This window comes from Sinorhizobium psoraleae, from assembly GCF_013283645.1.
Taxonomy (GTDB): domain Bacteria; phylum Pseudomonadota; class Alphaproteobacteria; order Rhizobiales; family Rhizobiaceae; genus Sinorhizobium; species Sinorhizobium psoraleae.
Genome location: NZ_JABEKV010000003.1, coordinates 289,438 through 305,435, shown reverse-complemented (window position 1 = coordinate 305,435; position 15,998 = coordinate 289,438). Strand labels below are relative to the sequence as shown.

12 protein-coding genes are annotated in these 15,998 nt (G+C 63.0%); 8 read left to right on the top strand and 4 right to left on the bottom strand.

Annotated elements, in window-relative coordinates; genetic code table 11:
* Positions 1 to 90 precede the first annotated feature (90 nt).
* Both ILFOPFJJ_RS17300 and ILFOPFJJ_RS17295 read right to left on the bottom strand, forming a co-directional pair.
* Positions 91 to 1,461 (bottom strand): sigma-54-dependent transcriptional regulator, encoded by a 1,371-nt coding sequence (locus ILFOPFJJ_RS17300; RefSeq protein ID WP_173511803.1) that lies wholly within the window; start codon positions 1,459 to 1,461, stop codon positions 91 to 93.
* The gene (locus ILFOPFJJ_RS17295; protein ID WP_173512480.1) at positions 1,458 to 3,326 is read right to left on the bottom strand and encodes a sensor histidine kinase; all 1,869 of its coding nucleotides are present in this window, start codon (positions 3,324 to 3,326) and stop codon (positions 1,458 to 1,460) included. Before ILFOPFJJ_RS17295 ends, ILFOPFJJ_RS17300 begins: the two co-directional genes overlap by 4 nt.
* A 227-nt stretch (positions 3,327 to 3,553) precedes the next feature.
* Between ILFOPFJJ_RS17295 and ILFOPFJJ_RS17290 the strand changes: the two genes are divergently transcribed.
* Entirely contained in the window at positions 3,554 to 4,882 is a 1,329-nt protein-coding gene (locus tag ILFOPFJJ_RS17290; protein ID WP_173511802.1) for a dicarboxylate/amino acid:cation symporter, read from the top strand.
* A 97-nt stretch (positions 4,883 to 4,979) separates the two neighbouring features.
* Here ILFOPFJJ_RS17290 and ILFOPFJJ_RS17285 read toward each other — a convergent pair whose 3' ends face one another.
* The gene (locus ILFOPFJJ_RS17285; RefSeq protein ID WP_173511801.1) at positions 4,980 to 5,900 is read right to left on the bottom strand and encodes a response regulator; all 921 of its coding nucleotides are present in this window, start codon (positions 5,898 to 5,900) and stop codon (positions 4,980 to 4,982) included.
* Positions 5,893 to 9,270, bottom strand: a complete 3,378-nt coding sequence (locus ILFOPFJJ_RS17280) for a hybrid sensor histidine kinase/response regulator (protein WP_173511800.1) — start codon at positions 9,268 to 9,270, stop codon at positions 5,893 to 5,895. Before ILFOPFJJ_RS17280 ends, ILFOPFJJ_RS17285 begins: the two co-directional genes overlap by 8 nt.
* Before the next feature lie 195 nt (positions 9,271 to 9,465).
* Here ILFOPFJJ_RS17280 and ILFOPFJJ_RS17275 point away from each other — a divergent pair, with 195 nt between their 5' ends.
* The 7 genes from ILFOPFJJ_RS17275 (at position 9,466) to urtD (ending at position 15,985) form a co-directional block, all read left to right on the top strand.
* On the top strand, positions 9,466 to 9,804 hold the full coding sequence (locus ILFOPFJJ_RS17275) for an ArsR/SmtB family transcription factor (protein WP_173511799.1): 339 nt from the start codon (positions 9,466 to 9,468) through the stop codon (positions 9,802 to 9,804).
* 30 nt (positions 9,805 to 9,834) lie between these two features.
* Positions 9,835 to 10,299 carry an SRPBCC family protein gene (locus ILFOPFJJ_RS17270; RefSeq protein WP_173511798.1) on the top strand — a complete coding sequence of 155 codons (465 nt, stop codon included), beginning with the start codon at positions 9,835 to 9,837 and terminating at the stop codon, positions 10,297 to 10,299.
* A complete protein-coding gene (locus tag ILFOPFJJ_RS17265; RefSeq protein ID WP_173511797.1) occupies positions 10,296 to 10,745 on the top strand; it encodes a GFA family protein in 450 nt (149 codons plus the stop codon). Before ILFOPFJJ_RS17270 ends, ILFOPFJJ_RS17265 begins: the two co-directional genes overlap by 4 nt.
* A gap of 224 nt (positions 10,746 to 10,969) precedes the next feature.
* Positions 10,970 to 12,262: an urea ABC transporter substrate-binding protein gene (gene urtA / locus ILFOPFJJ_RS17260; RefSeq protein ID WP_173511796.1), complete on the top strand. Its 1,293-nt coding sequence runs from the start codon at positions 10,970 to 10,972 to the stop codon at positions 12,260 to 12,262.
* A 176-nt stretch (positions 12,263 to 12,438) separates the two neighbouring features.
* Entirely contained in the window at positions 12,439 to 14,055 is a 1,617-nt protein-coding gene (gene urtB / locus ILFOPFJJ_RS17255) for an urea ABC transporter permease subunit UrtB (protein WP_173511795.1), read from the top strand.
* Entirely contained in the window at positions 14,052 to 15,227 is a 1,176-nt protein-coding gene (gene urtC / locus ILFOPFJJ_RS17250; RefSeq protein ID WP_173511794.1) for an urea ABC transporter permease subunit UrtC, read from the top strand. Before urtB ends, urtC begins: the two co-directional genes overlap by 4 nt.
* A gap of 5 nt (positions 15,228 to 15,232) precedes the next feature.
* A complete protein-coding gene (gene urtD / locus ILFOPFJJ_RS17245) occupies positions 15,233 to 15,985 on the top strand; it encodes an urea ABC transporter ATP-binding protein UrtD (RefSeq protein ID WP_173511793.1) in 753 nt (250 codons plus the stop codon).
* Positions 15,986 to 15,998: the final 13 nt, after the last annotated feature.

Below are 15,998 nucleotides of genomic sequence, written 5' to 3'. Positions count from 1 at the left end.
AGTGTGTGTTTCCACCCCTATCCCGCTCCAGCTTATTAGATTCGATCACGATTATGATCTTAGGTCGACCCGACCCCAGATCATCGTAGTCTAGAATTCACCATCCTTGGCCAATGTTCGCCCGGCATAATCCGCCCGGTTGATCCCGTGGCGTTGCAGCTTGTCGTAGAAGGTCTTGCGGGGAATGCCGAGCGCTTCAAGCGTTTCCTTGACGTCGCCCCGATGCGCCGTCAGGGCTTCTTTCAAGATCTCGGCCTCGTAGCGTTCCAGCCGTTCGGGAAGCGATGCGCCGGCCTCCGCTGCCGGCGGGACCGGGTTGCCGAGATTTCCCTCCACCCCGAGCGCCACGCGCTCGGCGAAATGCGACAGTTCGCGCACGTTTCCGGGCCAGGAATGTGACATGAGGTGATGCTGGACAGCCGGGGAGATCGACGGGACGTCGCGTTCGAAACGTTCCGCGGCGCGCGTCAGGAAATGCGAGAAGAGCAGCGGAATGTCCTCGCGTCGTTCGCGCAGCGGCGGAATCGAAAGCGTCACGACGTTCAGCCGGTAGTAGAGATCCTCGCGGAAGTCGCCGCGCTCGGCGGGATCGCCAAGGTCCACCTTGGCGGCGGCAACGACCCGGATGTCGACCGGGCGTGTCTCGTTGGTGCCGAGCGGGTTGATTTCGCGCGCCTCCAGAACGCGCAGCATCTTGACCTGGGTCGCCGGTGGCATCGCCTCGATCTCGTCGAGGAACAGCGTGCCGCCGCTTGCATGCTCGATCCGACCGATCCTCTTCTTGACGGCTCCGGTGAAGGCGCCCGGCTCGTGGCCGAAGAGTTCACTCTCGATCACCGTTTCCGGGAGCGCGCCGCAGTTCAGCGCCACGAAATTGCCGGTCCTGCGCCGGCTCCATTGGTGCAGGAGCGTCGCGACCACTTCCTTGCCGCTGCCGGTCTCGCCCGCGACCAGCACATCGACATCGGTGTCGGCAATGTGTTTCAACGTCTGCCGCAACCGCTCCATGACAGGCGTCTGGCCGATCAGCGGCAGGCTGTCGGAGGCCGCTTCCGCCGCGCGTCTCAGCGCACGGTTTTCCATTACCAGGCGGCGTTTCTCCTCGGCGCGCCGCGCGCTCTGGACGAGCCGATCGGCGGCAAAGGGCTTAGCGATGAAATCATAGACCCCATCCTGGATGGCCTGGACCGCCATCGGAATGTCCCCATGCCCGGTGACCAGAATGACGGGAAGGTCCGGATCCAGCGCCGCCACCTTCTGGAAGAAGGCCAGCCCGTCGAGACCCGGCATGCGGATGTCGCTGATAATGACGCCGTCGAATTCGGGGCTGAGGGCGCCAAGGGCTTCGACCGCGCTGGCGAAGGGGAAGACGGCAAAGCCAGCAAGCTCCAGGGTCTGCTGCATCGCCTTGCGCAGGTCGCGGTCGTCGTCGATCAGGAAAACGGAAGCGGCGTCGCTCATTGCGCTTGAGCCTTCTTCAAATGGACTGTGAACGTCGTTCCGGACGTGCTGGTCTCGACCGCGATGTCGCCGCCATAGTCGGCGACGATTTCCTTGGAGATCGCCAGCCCGAGGCCGAGCCCCTCGTCCTTCGACGTGTTGAAGGGTGTGAAAAGCTCATCGCGAACATGCTCCGGAATACCGGGGCCGTTGTCGGCAACCGCCAGCTCGATGCGGCCGTCGGTCTCTGTGCAGCGTACCTTGATCTCGCCGTTCTCGGCGTCGCCGAGTGCTTCCAGCGCGTTCTGGAGAAGATTGATCACCACCTGTTCCAGACGGATGCGGTTGCCCATGACCTGCAGGCCGTTCGGAGGAAGAGAGATCTTGATCGTATCCATGCGGCCGGCAAAGCGGCTGCGAAGCAAGAGCATGGCCCCTTCGATGACATCCCGCATTTCGGTCGGCTCGGCGACGAAGTTTCCCTTTCGGGCGAAGCGGCGCAGCTCGTCGGTGATTGTGCCGACGCGCTCGGTAAGTTCCGCGATGCTGGTCAGGTTTTCCGCCGCTGTCGCGCTTTGGCCGCGATCGAGGAAGGTGCGGGCGTTATCCGCATAGGCGCGGATCGTCGCGACGGGCTGATTGATTTCATGCGCAACGCCGGCGGCGACCTGCCCCAGGATCGCCAGCCGATTGGCCTGCACGAGGTCCTGCTGAACCGCCTGCAATTTTTCGGTCGTCTGCCGATGGTCGGCGATTTCCGTCTGAAGGCGATCGCGGGCCATGGTGAGATCGCGCGTCCGCTCCTCGACACGCGCCTCGAGCTCGTTGCGTGCCGCGCGTTCGGCCGCCGAACGCAAGGCGACCAACTGGCGCCGGCGCATGAGAAAGGCCGCAAGCGCCAACAGCGGCACCAGAATCGCGAGCATCTGCAGCCTTGTTTCGCGTGCGCCCCCGGACAGCGTGGCGGTCAGCGGCGACAATTGTTCCAGCCGCCAATTCGTCGATGGCACCATCGTCTCGACACGCAGGAACATCTCGGGGCGGCTGCCAGGGAGCAGCACGCTGAGGGTGGAGGAGCCGTCGGCCTCGGCTTCGACTTGCCGGAACGGCAGCGGCAACAGAGGCGCGTCGCCGAACTGCAGGCTTTCGCGGATCGCCGCCAGCCTCTCGTCGGGAATTTGCTTCGTCGTCATGAAGCGCCAGGACGGCAGGTTGGTGATGAGGACGATGCCGCGGCGGTCGGTGACATAGGCCGGCTTGCCCGCGCTTGCCCAATCCGCTTCGACGCCGTCGAATTCGAGTTTGGCAACGATGACGCCGAGCGGGCCCGCCGGTCCGTCGATCCGGCGGGAAATATAGAGGCCCGGGCGCTTGCTGACCGACCCCATGGCGAAATGCTCCGCGTTGCCATCGCGGATAGCCAGCCGGAAATAGTCGCGAAAGCCATAGTTGCTGCCGACGAAGCTCGTCGGCTCCCGCCAATTGCTGGCGGCGACCGCGATGCCGTCCAGCCTGATCAGATAAACGACCGCGGCGCCGGCACTTGCGGCAAGCTCCTCCAGCTTGCGGTTGATCTGGTCGAGCGAGCGCGCGTCGGGCGACAGGAGCGACTGACGGATCGCCGTGTCGTCGGCGAGCACCAGCGGCAGCGCGCGCTGTTTTTCGACGACGGCGCGCAACAGCGCCGCCTTGAGGCTGGCGTCGATCTGGCTCTGGTCGGCCAAGACACGGAGCGCCTCCGAGCGGCCGTACTTGCCGGCCGCCAGGAAGCCGAGCGAGAGGAGCGCGAGCGCTACCACTGTAAAGGCGAGCCAGAGTCTCCGGGCGCGACGCTGAAGAATGCCGAGCTCATTTTTGTCGGGAACAGTCATCGCGGCATTGTGCATCTTTTCGCTCAGCGTGCCAATTCGTCTGTGCGGATTTCCGCTCATCCAGGCGTGAGTTCTCCAAGGGTCAAATATAAACGGGTTAAGAATCAAGACGTTATTCGTGCGCGCCGAATCTGGCACGCCCGTTGCAATTACCTCCGCATGGCAGCCGGGTGCTGTCGTTCTTCGGAAAATGGCCTGGGAGGCCCGGCGCGTTGCCGGACTGGGCCCTCGTGGAGGATATCATGATCATCGAACATTCCGCGGAGGTCCGCGGCAAGACACCCCTGTATCGGCATCTTTATGTCCAGGTCCTCGCGGCGATCGCCGCAGGCATTCTGCTCGGGCATTTCTATCCGGATATCGGCACGGAGCTCAAACCTCTCGGCGACGCCTTCATCAGGCTCGTCAAGATGATCATCGCGCCGGTCATCTTCCTGACGGTCGCGACCGGTATTGCGGGCATGACCGATCTTGCCAAGGTCGGGCGCGTCGCCGGCAAGGCGATGATCTACTTCCTGACCTTCTCCACGCTCGCGCTCGTCGTCGGTCTCGTGGTCGCGAATGTGGTCCAGCCTGGCTCCGGCATGCATATCGACCCCGCCTCGCTCGATATGAAGGCGGTCACGACCTATACGGAAAAGGCACATGAGCAGTCGATCACCGGCTTCCTCATGAACATCATTCCGACGACGCTTGTCGCGGCCTTCGCCGACGGCGACATCCTGCAGGTGCTGTTCATATCGGTGCTGTTCGGCATCGCGCTCGCCATGGTCGGCGACAAGGGCCAGCCGGTAGTCGACTTCCTCCATGCCCTGACGCTGCCGATCTTCCGCCTGGTGGCGATCCTGATGAAGGCCGCCCCGATCGGCGCGTTTGGCGCCATGGCCTTCACCATTGGCAAGTACGGCGTGGCGTCGATCGCCAACCTCGCCATGCTTATCGGTACCTTTTATCTCACCTCCTTCCTCTTCGTCTTCCTCGTGCTCGGCGCGGTCGCACGCTACAACGGCTTCTCGATCGTCGCGCTCATCCGCTACATCAAGGAAGAACTGCTGCTCGTGCTCGGAACGTCCTCCTCGGAAGCGGCGCTGCCGGGCCTGATGAACAAGATGGAGAAGGCGGGCTGCAAGCGTTCGGTCGTCGGCCTCGTCATCCCGACCGGTTATTCCTTCAACCTCGACGGCACGAACATCTACATGACGCTTGCCGCGCTCTTCATCGCGCAGGCGACCGATATTCCGCTCTCCTTCGGCGACCAGATCCTGCTGCTGCTCGTCGCCATGCTGAGCTCGAAGGGGGCTGCCGGCATCACCGGCGCTGGCTTCATCACGCTCGCCGCAACGCTCTCCGTCGTTCCGGCCGTGCCCGTCGCCGGCATGGCCTTGATCCTCGGCATCGACCGTTTCATGTCGGAATGCCGGGCGATCACCAACTTCATCGGCAATGCGGTCGCCACTATCGTCGTGGCGAAGTGGGAAGGCGAACTGGACCGCGGGCAGCTTGCTGCCGTGCTCGGCGGTGAAACACCTGCCGTCGAAACCATCCCGGCGGTCGTCCAGCCCGCCGAATAAGTTGCCTCCCGGGCAAGCCTGCACGCAAGTGCAGTTTGGCGCGGTCTGTTTTCGCAGACCGCGCTCTTTTTTGGAAAATCGCGGCTGCTGGCCGCCATCAGATCCCGTGCAGGACCTGCGTCGCCTTGACCGCCGCGGAGGCTCGGTTTTCGACGCCGAGCTTCACGTAGATCTGTTCGAGATGCTTGGTGACGGTGCGGGCGCTCAAGCCGAGGATCTCGCCGATGTCGCGATTGGATTTGCCCTTGGCGATCCACAGCAGCACCTCGGATTCGCGCTGCGTCAGCAGGAAATGCTGGCGCAACATCTCGTCGTCGCTCATGCCGTTCTCGGCGGTCAGGCGGAAGAGATATTCGTTGGAGCCAACGGCGCCGAGATAGGAAATCTGCAAGCCCGTCTGCCCCGCCTGCTGTAGTGTGAAGCTGGCCTGACCGGAGCCATGCTTTTCGCGCTGCAGCATCCATTCGGCGATGCGCGCGGTGACGACCGCAAGGCCGTCGTCGCTGCCTGTGGCGGCATTGACGAGGCGCGTCGCCTGCGGCGTCGACCAGCGGACGCCGCCGTCGCCGCGCACGGCAAGCAGGTGGCGCCCGGCCGCATCGAGCGCAACCCGCGCGCTCTGGGCGGAACGCGCATTGGAGAGGTGGACGCGGATGCGGGCCCTCAGTTCATCGATATTGATCGGCTTGGTGAGATAGTCGACGCCGCCCGCCTCAAGTGCACGCACCACGTGCTCCGTCTCGGTGAGCCCGGTCATGAAGACCACCGGAACCTGGGAGACGGAGGCGTTCGCCTTGAGCCTGACGCAGGTGTCGAAACCGTCCATGCCAGGCATCACGGCATCGAGCAGGATAATGTCGGGGGTGATGCGGTCGGCAATATTCAAGGCGGCGTTGCCGGACGTGGCGATCAGCACGGAGAAGCCGGACTGTTCCAGTGCTTCAGTCAGGAAGCCCAGGGCCTCCGGCGAATCGTCGACCAGCAGAACGATATCGCGAGGATTGGCGGGGTCAGCCACGTGTGCCGGCCTCCTCTGCCGTCAGCCGTTTCAGGAAGGCGTCGTAGCCCGAGAGGTCGAAGGCCCGCACATAGGCGCGTACCGCCTCGGCAAAGGCCTGGTTCTCCGGGTTCAGGGCAATCTCCGTCAGCTTCGCCTCGATGCCCCTGACGTAGCCGATTTCGCCGAGCCGGATCAACTCCTCCACGTGGTGGTGTCCGGGATTGGTCACAGGATCGGTGCTGCCGTTGGCGTTCTTGCCATCGTCCTCATGGATCCATTCGAGGCCGAGATGGATCGCCAGCTTGTCGATGAGCTGGCGGACGCCAAAGGGCTTGGCGAGCGTGTCGTTGTGGCCGCCTGCGGCGCCGGCGGTCGATCCATCGCCGATATTGGCCGACAGCATGATCGCCGGTGCCGTCTGGCCGCTTTCACGCAATTGCGTCACCAGTTCCCAGCCGTTCATGCCCGGCATGGAGATGTCGATCAGGAACAGGTCGGGTTTGATGTCTTCGATGAGCGTCAGGCACTCCTGGCCGCCTGCCGCCGCCAGCACCACGAAATCGAGCGGGACCAGCACTTCGCGCATCAGATCGCGATGATCCGCGTTGTCGTCGACGACGACAACGGTGCGGCGGGCGCCCTTGTAGGATCGGATTCGGCGCACCGGGTCGTTGAGCGCCGCTGGCCGGTCGACGGCGGAGAGCATCAGGCGGATCCTGAAGGCTGTGCCCTTGTCCTTTTCGCTGGTCACGGAGATTTCGCCGCCGAGCGTCTGCGTCAGGAGGCGCGTGATGGTCAGGCCAAGCCCGAGCCCGGGCATGCGATGTTCAGCCTCGCCGCGCTGGAACGGATCGAAGATTCGCGGCAGGTCCTTGTCGCTGATGCCGCGGCCGCTATCCTCGATCGTGAAGGTGGCAACCTGGTTGCGGTAGCCGACGTCGAAGCGGATGCGGCCGCGTTCGGTGAACTTCAGCGCATTCGACAGGAGATTGACGAGGATCTGTCGGAGCCGCTTCTCGTCCGCGCGCACGTATCGCGGCAGTGACGCCACGCGGTTGTGTTCGAAGGCAATGCCCTTGGCCTGCGCTTGCGGGCGGAACATATCGACGATCTGGTCGAGGAAATCGTGAATGTTGATCTCGTTGGAATAGACCTGCAGCTTGCCGGCCTCGATCTTGGAGATATCGAGCAGGCCGTCGATGAGACCCGAGAGGTGATCGGCGCTCCGCTTGATTACCTTGATCGCCCCCTGCCTTGACGGCGGTATGGTCTCGTCGCGTTCGAGGATCTGCGCATAGCCGAGCACGGCATTGAGCGGCGTGCGCAGTTCGTGGCTCAAGCCCACGACATAGCGGCTCTTCGCCCGGTTTGCCGCTTCCGCCGCCTCCTTGGCGTTCTGAAGCGCCGCGTCGGTCTTCTTGTGCGCGGCGATCTCCTTCAGGAGCAGCGTGTTCTGGCGGGAGGACTCTTCCTCCGCGACCACGCGGCTGTCGTGGGCGAGCACATAGAACCATGAGACGACGCCGGCAAAGATGGCGAAGACGAAGAAGACGATCGCCACTGTCCGCTCGACGACGGCGGCGGTCTCGGGCGAGGCGGCGGTCGTCTGATGGGCGATCATCGCAAGAATGATGCCGATGCCTGTGATCGAGAGGACGGCGGAGATCGCGTAGCGGCCGAGCCTCGTGGCGAGTTTTTGGGTCACCGCCTCGGGCAGGATCGCCTTTGCGACCGTCGCGATCTGGGTGTTCAGCCGCGCTTTCGGCTTGCACATGTCGTGACAGCGGCTGTCGAGCGAGCAGCAGAGCGAGCAGATCGGCGCGGCATAGGCCGGACACCAGGCCATGTCTTCCGGCTCGAACGGGTGCTCGCAGATCGAGCAGGTGATCTCGCTTTCGCGAAACCAGCTCTTGCGTGGCTTGCGGGCGAGATAGAATTTGCCCTCCGTCCACCAGGCGATCAGCGGCGAGACGATGAAGGCGGTGACGAGCGCGATATAGGGGGCAAGCGAGGCGGCGATATCGCCGAAGGCGCCGAAATGGGCTGTCAGCGCGAGGATCGCCGAGATACCCATGGTGCCGAGGCCGACGGGATTGATGTCGTAAAGATGGGCGCGCTTGAACTCGATGCCGGGTGGTGACAAGGCCAGCGGCTTGTTGACGAAGAGATCGGCCGAAATCGTGCAGAGCCAGGCCATGGCGATGATCGAGAAGATTCCGAGCGTTTCCTCGAGCAGGCGATAGATGCCGAGTTCCATCAGCAGGAGCGCGATCGCGACGTTGAAGACCAGCCAGACGACGCGGCCGGGATGGCTGTGGGTCAGCCGCGAGAAGAAATTGGACCAGGCGAGCGACCCGGCATAGGCGTTCATCACGTTGATCTTCAGTTGCGAGATGACGACGAAGGCGACCATCAGCAGGAGTGCGGCCGTATCCGACGGAAAGATGTAGCCGAAGGCGGTGTAGTACATCTGCGCCGGATCGGCGGCGCGCGTCGAGGGTACGCCGGCGCTGAGCGCCAGCACGACGAGAAACGAACCGGCCAGCAGCTTCGGCGCGCCGACGATCACCCAGCCGGAGCCTGCGAGAAAGACGGCGATGCGGTGATGCAGCTTCCTCTGGCCGTCCGGCGGCAGGAAGCGGAGAAAGTCGACCTGTTCGCCAATCTGCGCCATCAGCGCGAAGATCACAGCGGAGGCGGCGCCGAATTCGAGGAGATTGAACGGCGCGACGGTGCCGGACGGACCGGAGGTGTGGTGGATGCCGGAATAGGCAAGCCAGAGCCCCACTTTTTCCCAATCGGCGAACGCGATGAAGGCGAAGGGCAGGATGTTCAGCACGATCCAGAAGGGCTGCGTCATCAGCTGGAACCTGCTGATGAGGCGGACACCGTGTGTCACGAGCGGGATAACCACGACAGCGCTGACGATATAGCCGATCCACAGCGGGATCCCGAGGGCAAGCTCCAGTGCCCCGGACATGATCGACGCCTCGATCGCGAAGAGAATGAAGGTGAAGCTTGCGTAGATCAGCGACGTAATCGTCGAGCCGATATAGCCGAAACTGGCACCCCGGGTCAGAAGGTCGATGTCGACGCCGTGGCGGATGGCATAGCGGCTGATCGGCAGGCCAACGAGCAGGATCATCACGCTCGCGACCAGGATCGCGACGATCGCGTTCGTCGTGCCGTAGGACATGGTGATCGCGCCGCCGATCGCTTCCAGTGCAAGGAAGGAAATCGCGCCGATCGCCGTCTGCGAGATGCGCTCGGAGGAAAAGCGCCGCGCGCTTTTCGCTGTGAAGCGCAGGGCGTAGTCTTCGAGCGTCTGGTTGGCGACCCAGCGATTGTATTCTCGTCGAACGGGAATGATGCGCTGGCGTGCCGCCATGGTGCCTCGTGTCGTTTGTCTGTTCCCGGCAGCGCCGTCTTGCTTTGGTAACACAGACGGACGGCTCGCGAAATTGCTGCATTGCGGAAAACATCGCCGCCTCCAGGATCGGCGTCGGTGATAGCGCCGCCCTTGACAGCAGGCTGCTCTCCTGCAATAAACCGTTAGGTTAATTAACTGCTGAGTTAAATAAGTATGGACCGGTTGAGCAGCACCTTGTCGGCATTGGCGGACCCGACCCGCCGCGCCATTATCGCCCGCCTTGCCGCCGGCGAGGCGACGGTGAACGAGCTGGCGGCCCCGTTCGACATGAGTCTGCCTGCCGTCTCCAAACATCTGAAGGTGCTGGAGCGCGCGGGGCTGATATCGCGGGGCCGCAACGCCCAATGGCGCCCGTGCCGGCTGGAGGCGGCGCCGCTGAAGGAAATTGCCGACTGGGTCGAGCGCTACCGCCAGTTCTGGGAGGGCAGCTTCGACCGGCTCGACAGCTATCTCCATGAACTCCAGCGCAACGGCAAATCCGGTCATGACTGACGCCAGAGCTGCTAACGAAGGGAGAAGCCGATGAATGCCCCGTCCCGCAAGCAAGAGATTGCCCTTACCATCACGCGCGTTTTCGCCGCGCCTCGCAGCCTTGTCTTCAAGGTCTGGACCGCAACCGAACATCTGGCGCGTTGGTGGGGTCCGAAGGACTTCACCGTCCCCAGCATCACCGCGGATTTCCGTGAAGGCGGCACCTGGCGCAGCTGCATCCGCTCGCCGGAAGGGCAGGACTATTGGGCGCACGGCACCTACCGGGAGATCGTGCCGGCGAGCCGCATCGTGTTCACTTTCGCCTGGGAAGAGGAGGACGCGATGGACACACTGATTACGGTCACCTTCGACGAGGTCGAGAGCGGCACGCGGCTTACTTTCCACCAGGCACCATTCCCGACCGTCGAAAGCCGCGATTCTCACATGGAGGGTTGGGGCGAGTGCATGGACCGGCTTCTTGCCTATGTCTTTGCCCAGAAGGAGGCCATGGAATGAAGAAGACCTATCACGGGAGCTGCCAATGCCAGGCAGTACGCTTTTCCGCAAATCTCGACCTTGCGCCGGAAAGGGAGCGCTCGACGCCGGCGCGGCCCGGCGTGTGGTGGACGTCGACATTCCGCTGCAACTGCTCGTTTTGTCTGAAGACGCGATTCTGGAAAGTCTTCGTCACGCCTGAGGATTTCTCCTTGCTTTCCGGTGAGGAGGCCCTCACCGAATATCGCTTCGGCGAGCGCTCGATCCACCACGTTTTCTGCCGGCACTGCGGCGTCCACCCGTTCGCCAGCGCCGATTTCGAGATGCTGGGCGGCCCGTTCCACGCGGTGAATATCGCCTGCCTCGACGATGCCACCGACGAGGAGCTGGCGAATGCCCCGATCATCTACGAGGACGGGCGAAACGATGCCTGGGACCGGCCACCGGCGGTGACGAGCTTTTTGTGAGTGGTCCGAACCACCGCTTGCCCTCACATTTCTCGTGTCTGCCACGGTGGCGATCCGCGGCAGACACCTCCTGCGTCGGAATTGCCACGACTTCCTTCTTCCCCCCTGCACCTACGTAGAATGACGTATGTGCAGGGCAGCTCCACTCGTCGATGATCCCTCAAGCAACGGCCAAGGAGAACGACCGTCCCGTTGCGCGACCAGAACAAGAGGGGTTCAATCCGATGACTATCAGGGCACGCGTTTGCGGCGCATTCCTTGCTGCCGCCCTTTCGACGACCGCGTTCAATGGCGCCTTTGCGGCGGACGACACGATCAAGGTCGGTATTCTTCATTCGCTTTCCGGCACCATGGCGATCTCCGAAACGACGCTCAAGGACGCCATGCTCATGCTGATCGATGAGCAGAACAAGAAGGGCGGGATTCTCGGCAAGAAGCTGGAGGCGGTCGTCGTCGACCCCGCTTCCGATTGGCCGCTCTTTGCCGAAAAAGCCCGCGAGCTGATCTCCGTCGACAAGGTTTCGGCCGTCTTCGGCTGCTGGACGTCCGTGTCGCGCAAATCCGTGCTGCCGGTTTTCGAAGAACTGAACTCTATCCTCTTCTACCCGGTCCAGTACGAGGGTGAGGAAAGCCAGCGCAACGTCTTCTACACCGGCGCGGCGCCGAACCAGCAGGCGGTCCCAGCCGTCGACTATCTGATGGAGAACGAAGAGGTCGAGCGCTGGGTGCTCGCCGGCACGGACTACGTCTATCCGCGCACCACCAACAAGATCCTCGAAGCCTATCTGATCTCCAAGGGCGTGAAGCCCGAGGACATCATGATCAACTACACGCCCTTCGGTCATTCCGACTGGCAGACGATCGTTTCCGACATCAAGAAGTTCGGCTCGGCCGGCAAGAAGACCGCCGTCGTCTCGACGATCAACGGCGACGCCAACGTGCCGTTCTACAAGGAGCTCGCCAATCAGGGCATCAAGGCCGAAGATATTCCGGTCGTCGCCTTCTCGGTCGGCGAGGAAGAACTCGCCGGCCTCGACACAGGCCCGCTCGTCGGCCACCTTGCCGCCTGGAACTACTTCCAATCGGTCGACAATCCGGCCAATGCCGAATTCATCAAGACCTGGAAGGCCTATACCAAGAACGACAAGCGGGTGACCAACGACCCCATGGAAGCCCACTATATCGGCTTCAACATGTGGCTGAAGGCGGTCGAAAAGGCCGGCACCACCGACACCGACGCCGTGCTTGACGCCATGGTCGGCATTTCCGTGCCGAACCTTTCCGGCGGCTATTCCACCATGATGCCGAACCACCACATCACCAAGCCGGTGCTGATCGGCGAAATCCAGTCGGACGGTCAGTTCGAAACCGTTTGGGAGACGCCCGGCCTGGTCGTCGGCGACGAGTGGTCGGACTACCTGCCGGATTCGAAGGATCTTATCGCCGACTGGCGGGCGCCGATGTCCTGCGGCAACTTCAACATCGCCACGGGAAAATGCGGCGGCAAGGGTTCCTGATTTCATGACGAAGCACTTGTTCTCGGAAAAGACCATATCGGCCTTCTTCGACAACGCCGTTTTCATGACGAACCGATAGATCGAAATACCCTCCGTCCGAAAGCGTCCATTCGGACGGAGGGGCATTTTCACCGATGCCGCGCCGCGAACCGACGCGGAAACCGTGCGAGGGGCGAATGTATCGCATCTTACAAACCGTGCTTGTGGCCCTGATCCTGTTGACCGCGACCCCGACCGCGGGACTGAGGGCGCACGAGTCGTTGCGCGACCTGGTGAACGCGCTCGGCACGGCGAAGCTCTCCAACATGGACGAACATATCGCGGCACTCGCAAAGAGCGGCGATCCCAAGATAGTGCCGGTCCTCGAAGCGCTGGGCGACGGCAACCTCTATGCCCGCAAGGCCGACGGCCAGGTATTCCTGACGCGTGAAGACGGGGCGAACCTGACGCTGACCGATCCGCTTTCCGGCGAGAGCGCCGGCGAGGCGCCGAAGGGGGCGCTGCAGAAGATCAAGGTGAACAACAGCGTGCGCCGTGCCGTGCGCACCGCGCTCGGCGGCCTGACGCTGCTGAGCCCCGATCGCGATCAGCGCTTCAAGGCCGCGCAGTCTATCAAGCAGGCACCCAACGCGGATGCGCTCCCGACCATCGAAAACGCGCTCGCCTCCGAGAAGGATGCGGCTATCCGTGTTTTGCTCGAAGAGGCGCGCGCGACGGCGATCCTCACCTCCGACCGTCCCGGCGAGGAGAAGCGACAGGCCGTTCAAATTCTGAAGCAAGGCGGCAGCCGCGAGGCGCTTTCCATTCTCTCGACCGCCCTAGGCACGGCCGACGAGACGTTGAAGGCGGATATCGAGGCGGCGCTCGCCAGCATCGAGCAAAGCCAGGCGCTCTGGGCTGCCGGCCAGAACATCTGGTACGGGCTCTCCCTCGGCTCGGTGCTGCTGCTCGCCGCAATCGGCCTTGCGATCACCTTCGGCGTCATGGGCATCATCAACATGGCGCATGGCGAGATGGTGATGCTCGGCGCCTATACGACCTTTCTCGTGCAGGAGATCATCCGCACGTCCTTTCCCGGTCTTTTCGACTGGTCGCTGGCGATCGCGCTGCCGCTCGCCTTCCTGGTGACCGGTGCCGTCGGACTGGCGATAGAGCGAGGCGTCATCCGTTTCCTCTACGGTCGCCCGCTTGAAACGCTGCTTGCCACCTGGGGCATATCGCTGATCCTGCAGCAGGCGGTGCGTTCGATCTTCGGTCCCACCAACCGGGAGGTCGGCAATCCGTCGTGGATGTCCGGTGCCTTCGACCTCGGCGGGTTGACGGTCACCTGGAACCGTCTCTGGATCATTGTTTTCGCGCTCACCGTCTTTGCCGGTCTCCTGTTCCTCCTGAAGAAAACACCGATGGGCTTGCAGATGCGCGCGGTCACGCAGAACCGGCGCATGGCCTCCTCGATAGGCATACGCACGCCCGTGGTCGATGCGCTGACTTTTGCGCTCGGCTCCGGCATCGCCGGCATGGCGGGCGTGGCGCTCTCGCAGATCGACAACGTCTCGCCGAACCTCGGCCAGGGCTACATCATCGACAGCTTCATGGTCGTGGTCTTCGGCGGCGTCGGCAATCTCTGGGGCACGCTCGTCGGTGCCTTCTCGCTTGGCATCCTCAATAAATTCATCGAGCCCTATGCCGGCGCCGTGCTCGGCAAGATCCTCGTGCTCGTGCTGATCATCCTCTTCATCCAGAAGCGGCCGCGCGGGCTGTTTGCACTCAAGGGCCGGGCGGTGGAAGCATGATCACCTCTTTCCTCATCAAGTCTCTCGATCGCACGATCATCATCGCCGTCGCGATCCTGCTCGGCCTCGCGCTTGTCATTCCGGCGCTCAATCTCCTGACGACGCCGGATCACCCGCTGCACGTGCCGACCTATCTGGTCTCGCTGTTCGGAAAATATCTGACCTACGCGCTGCTGGCGCTGGCGCTCGATCTCGTCTGGGGTTTTTGCGGCATTCTCTCGCTCGGGCACGCCGCCTTCTTCGCGCTCGGCGGCTATGCCATGGGCATGTACCTGATGCGCCAGATCGGCGCCCGCGGCTCCTATGGCAATCCGCTCCTGCCGGATTTCATGGTTTTCCTGAACTGGAATGAGCTGCCGTGGTTCTGGTACGGCTTCGACATGTTCTGGTTCGCGGCGCTGATGGTCGTCGTCGTGCCGGGCCTGCTCGCCTTCGTCTTCGGCTGGTTCGCCTTCCGCTCGCGGGTCAACGGCGTCTATCTGTCGATCATCACCCAGGCGATGACCTACGCGCTGCTGCTCGCCTTCTTTAGGAACGACATGGGTTTCGGCGGCAACAACGGGCTGACGGACTTCAAGGATATTCTCGGCTTCAACATCCAGGCGGCCGGAACCCGCGCCGTGCTTTTTGCCGCCTCCGCACTGGCCCTCGCCGTTTCGCTTGTCGTCACATCAGGGATCGTGCGCTCCAAGTTCGGCAAGGTCCTGGTGGCGCTGCGCGATGCGGAAAGCCGCACCCGCTTTCTCGGCTACCGCGTCGAGCACCTGAAGCTCTTCGCCTTTACGGTTTCGGCGATGATGGCCGGCGTCGCCGGCGCGCTCTACGTGCCGCAGGTCGGGATCATCAATCCCGGCGAGTTCGAACCCGGCAATTCGATCGAGGTGGTCATCTGGACGGCGGTCGGCGGGCGCGGCACGTTGATCGGCCCGATCATCGGCGCCATCCTCGTCAATGGAGGAAAAAGCATCTTCACCGCGGCCTTCCCGGAATTCTGGCTCTTCGCGCTTGGCGGGCTCTTCGTGCTCGTCACGCTGCTCATGCCGAAGGGCATTGTCGGCACGGCACAGCACCACCTTGCCCGACGCCGCTCCTATCGCGAGGCCGCGCGGAAAGAAAGAGTAAGTGCCAAAGAGGCAGGCCTGCCGGCTGCAGAACCGATGGCTGCGGAGTGATCGTCATGAATGAGAAGAAACCCAGGAGCCTGCTCTATCTCGACGGCGTCTCCGTCTCCTTCGACGGCTTCAAGGCGCTGAATTCGCTTTCTTTTGTGGTCGAACCGGGCGAGCTGAGAGCAATCATTGGTCCGAACGGCGCCGGCAAGACGACGATGATGGACATCATCACGGGCAAGACCCGACCCGACGAAGGGGAGGTCTTCTTCAAGGGCGATATCGATCTTACCCGAAGGGACGAGGCAGAAATCGCCCAGCTCGGCATCGGCCGCAAGTTCCAGAAACCGACGGTGTTCGAAATCCACACCGTCTGGGACAATCTGGAACTGGCGCTGAACCGCAGCCGCGGCGTCTTCGCGACACTGTTCTACCGCCTGACGACGGAGGATAGGTCCCGTATCGAGGAAATCCTTTCGACCGTGCGCCTGACGGCGCGGCGCGACGATATCGCCGCCAACCTCTCGCACGGCCAGAAGCAATGGCTGGAGATCGGCATGCTGCTTGCGCAGGAACCGGAACTGCTGCTCGTCGACGAGCCGGTCGCCGGCATGACCGATGCGGAGACGGCCGAGACGGCCGTGCTGCTCAAGGAAATCGCCAGGACGCGCTCGGTCGTCGTCGTCGAGCACGACATGGGCTTCATTCGTGATCTCGGCGTCAAGGTGACCTGCCTTGCCGAGGGCTCGGTGCTGGCGGAGGGCTCGATCGACTTCGTCAGCAGCGATCCGAAGGTGATCGAAAACTATCTCGGCCGATGAGCGAGGCGAGCGG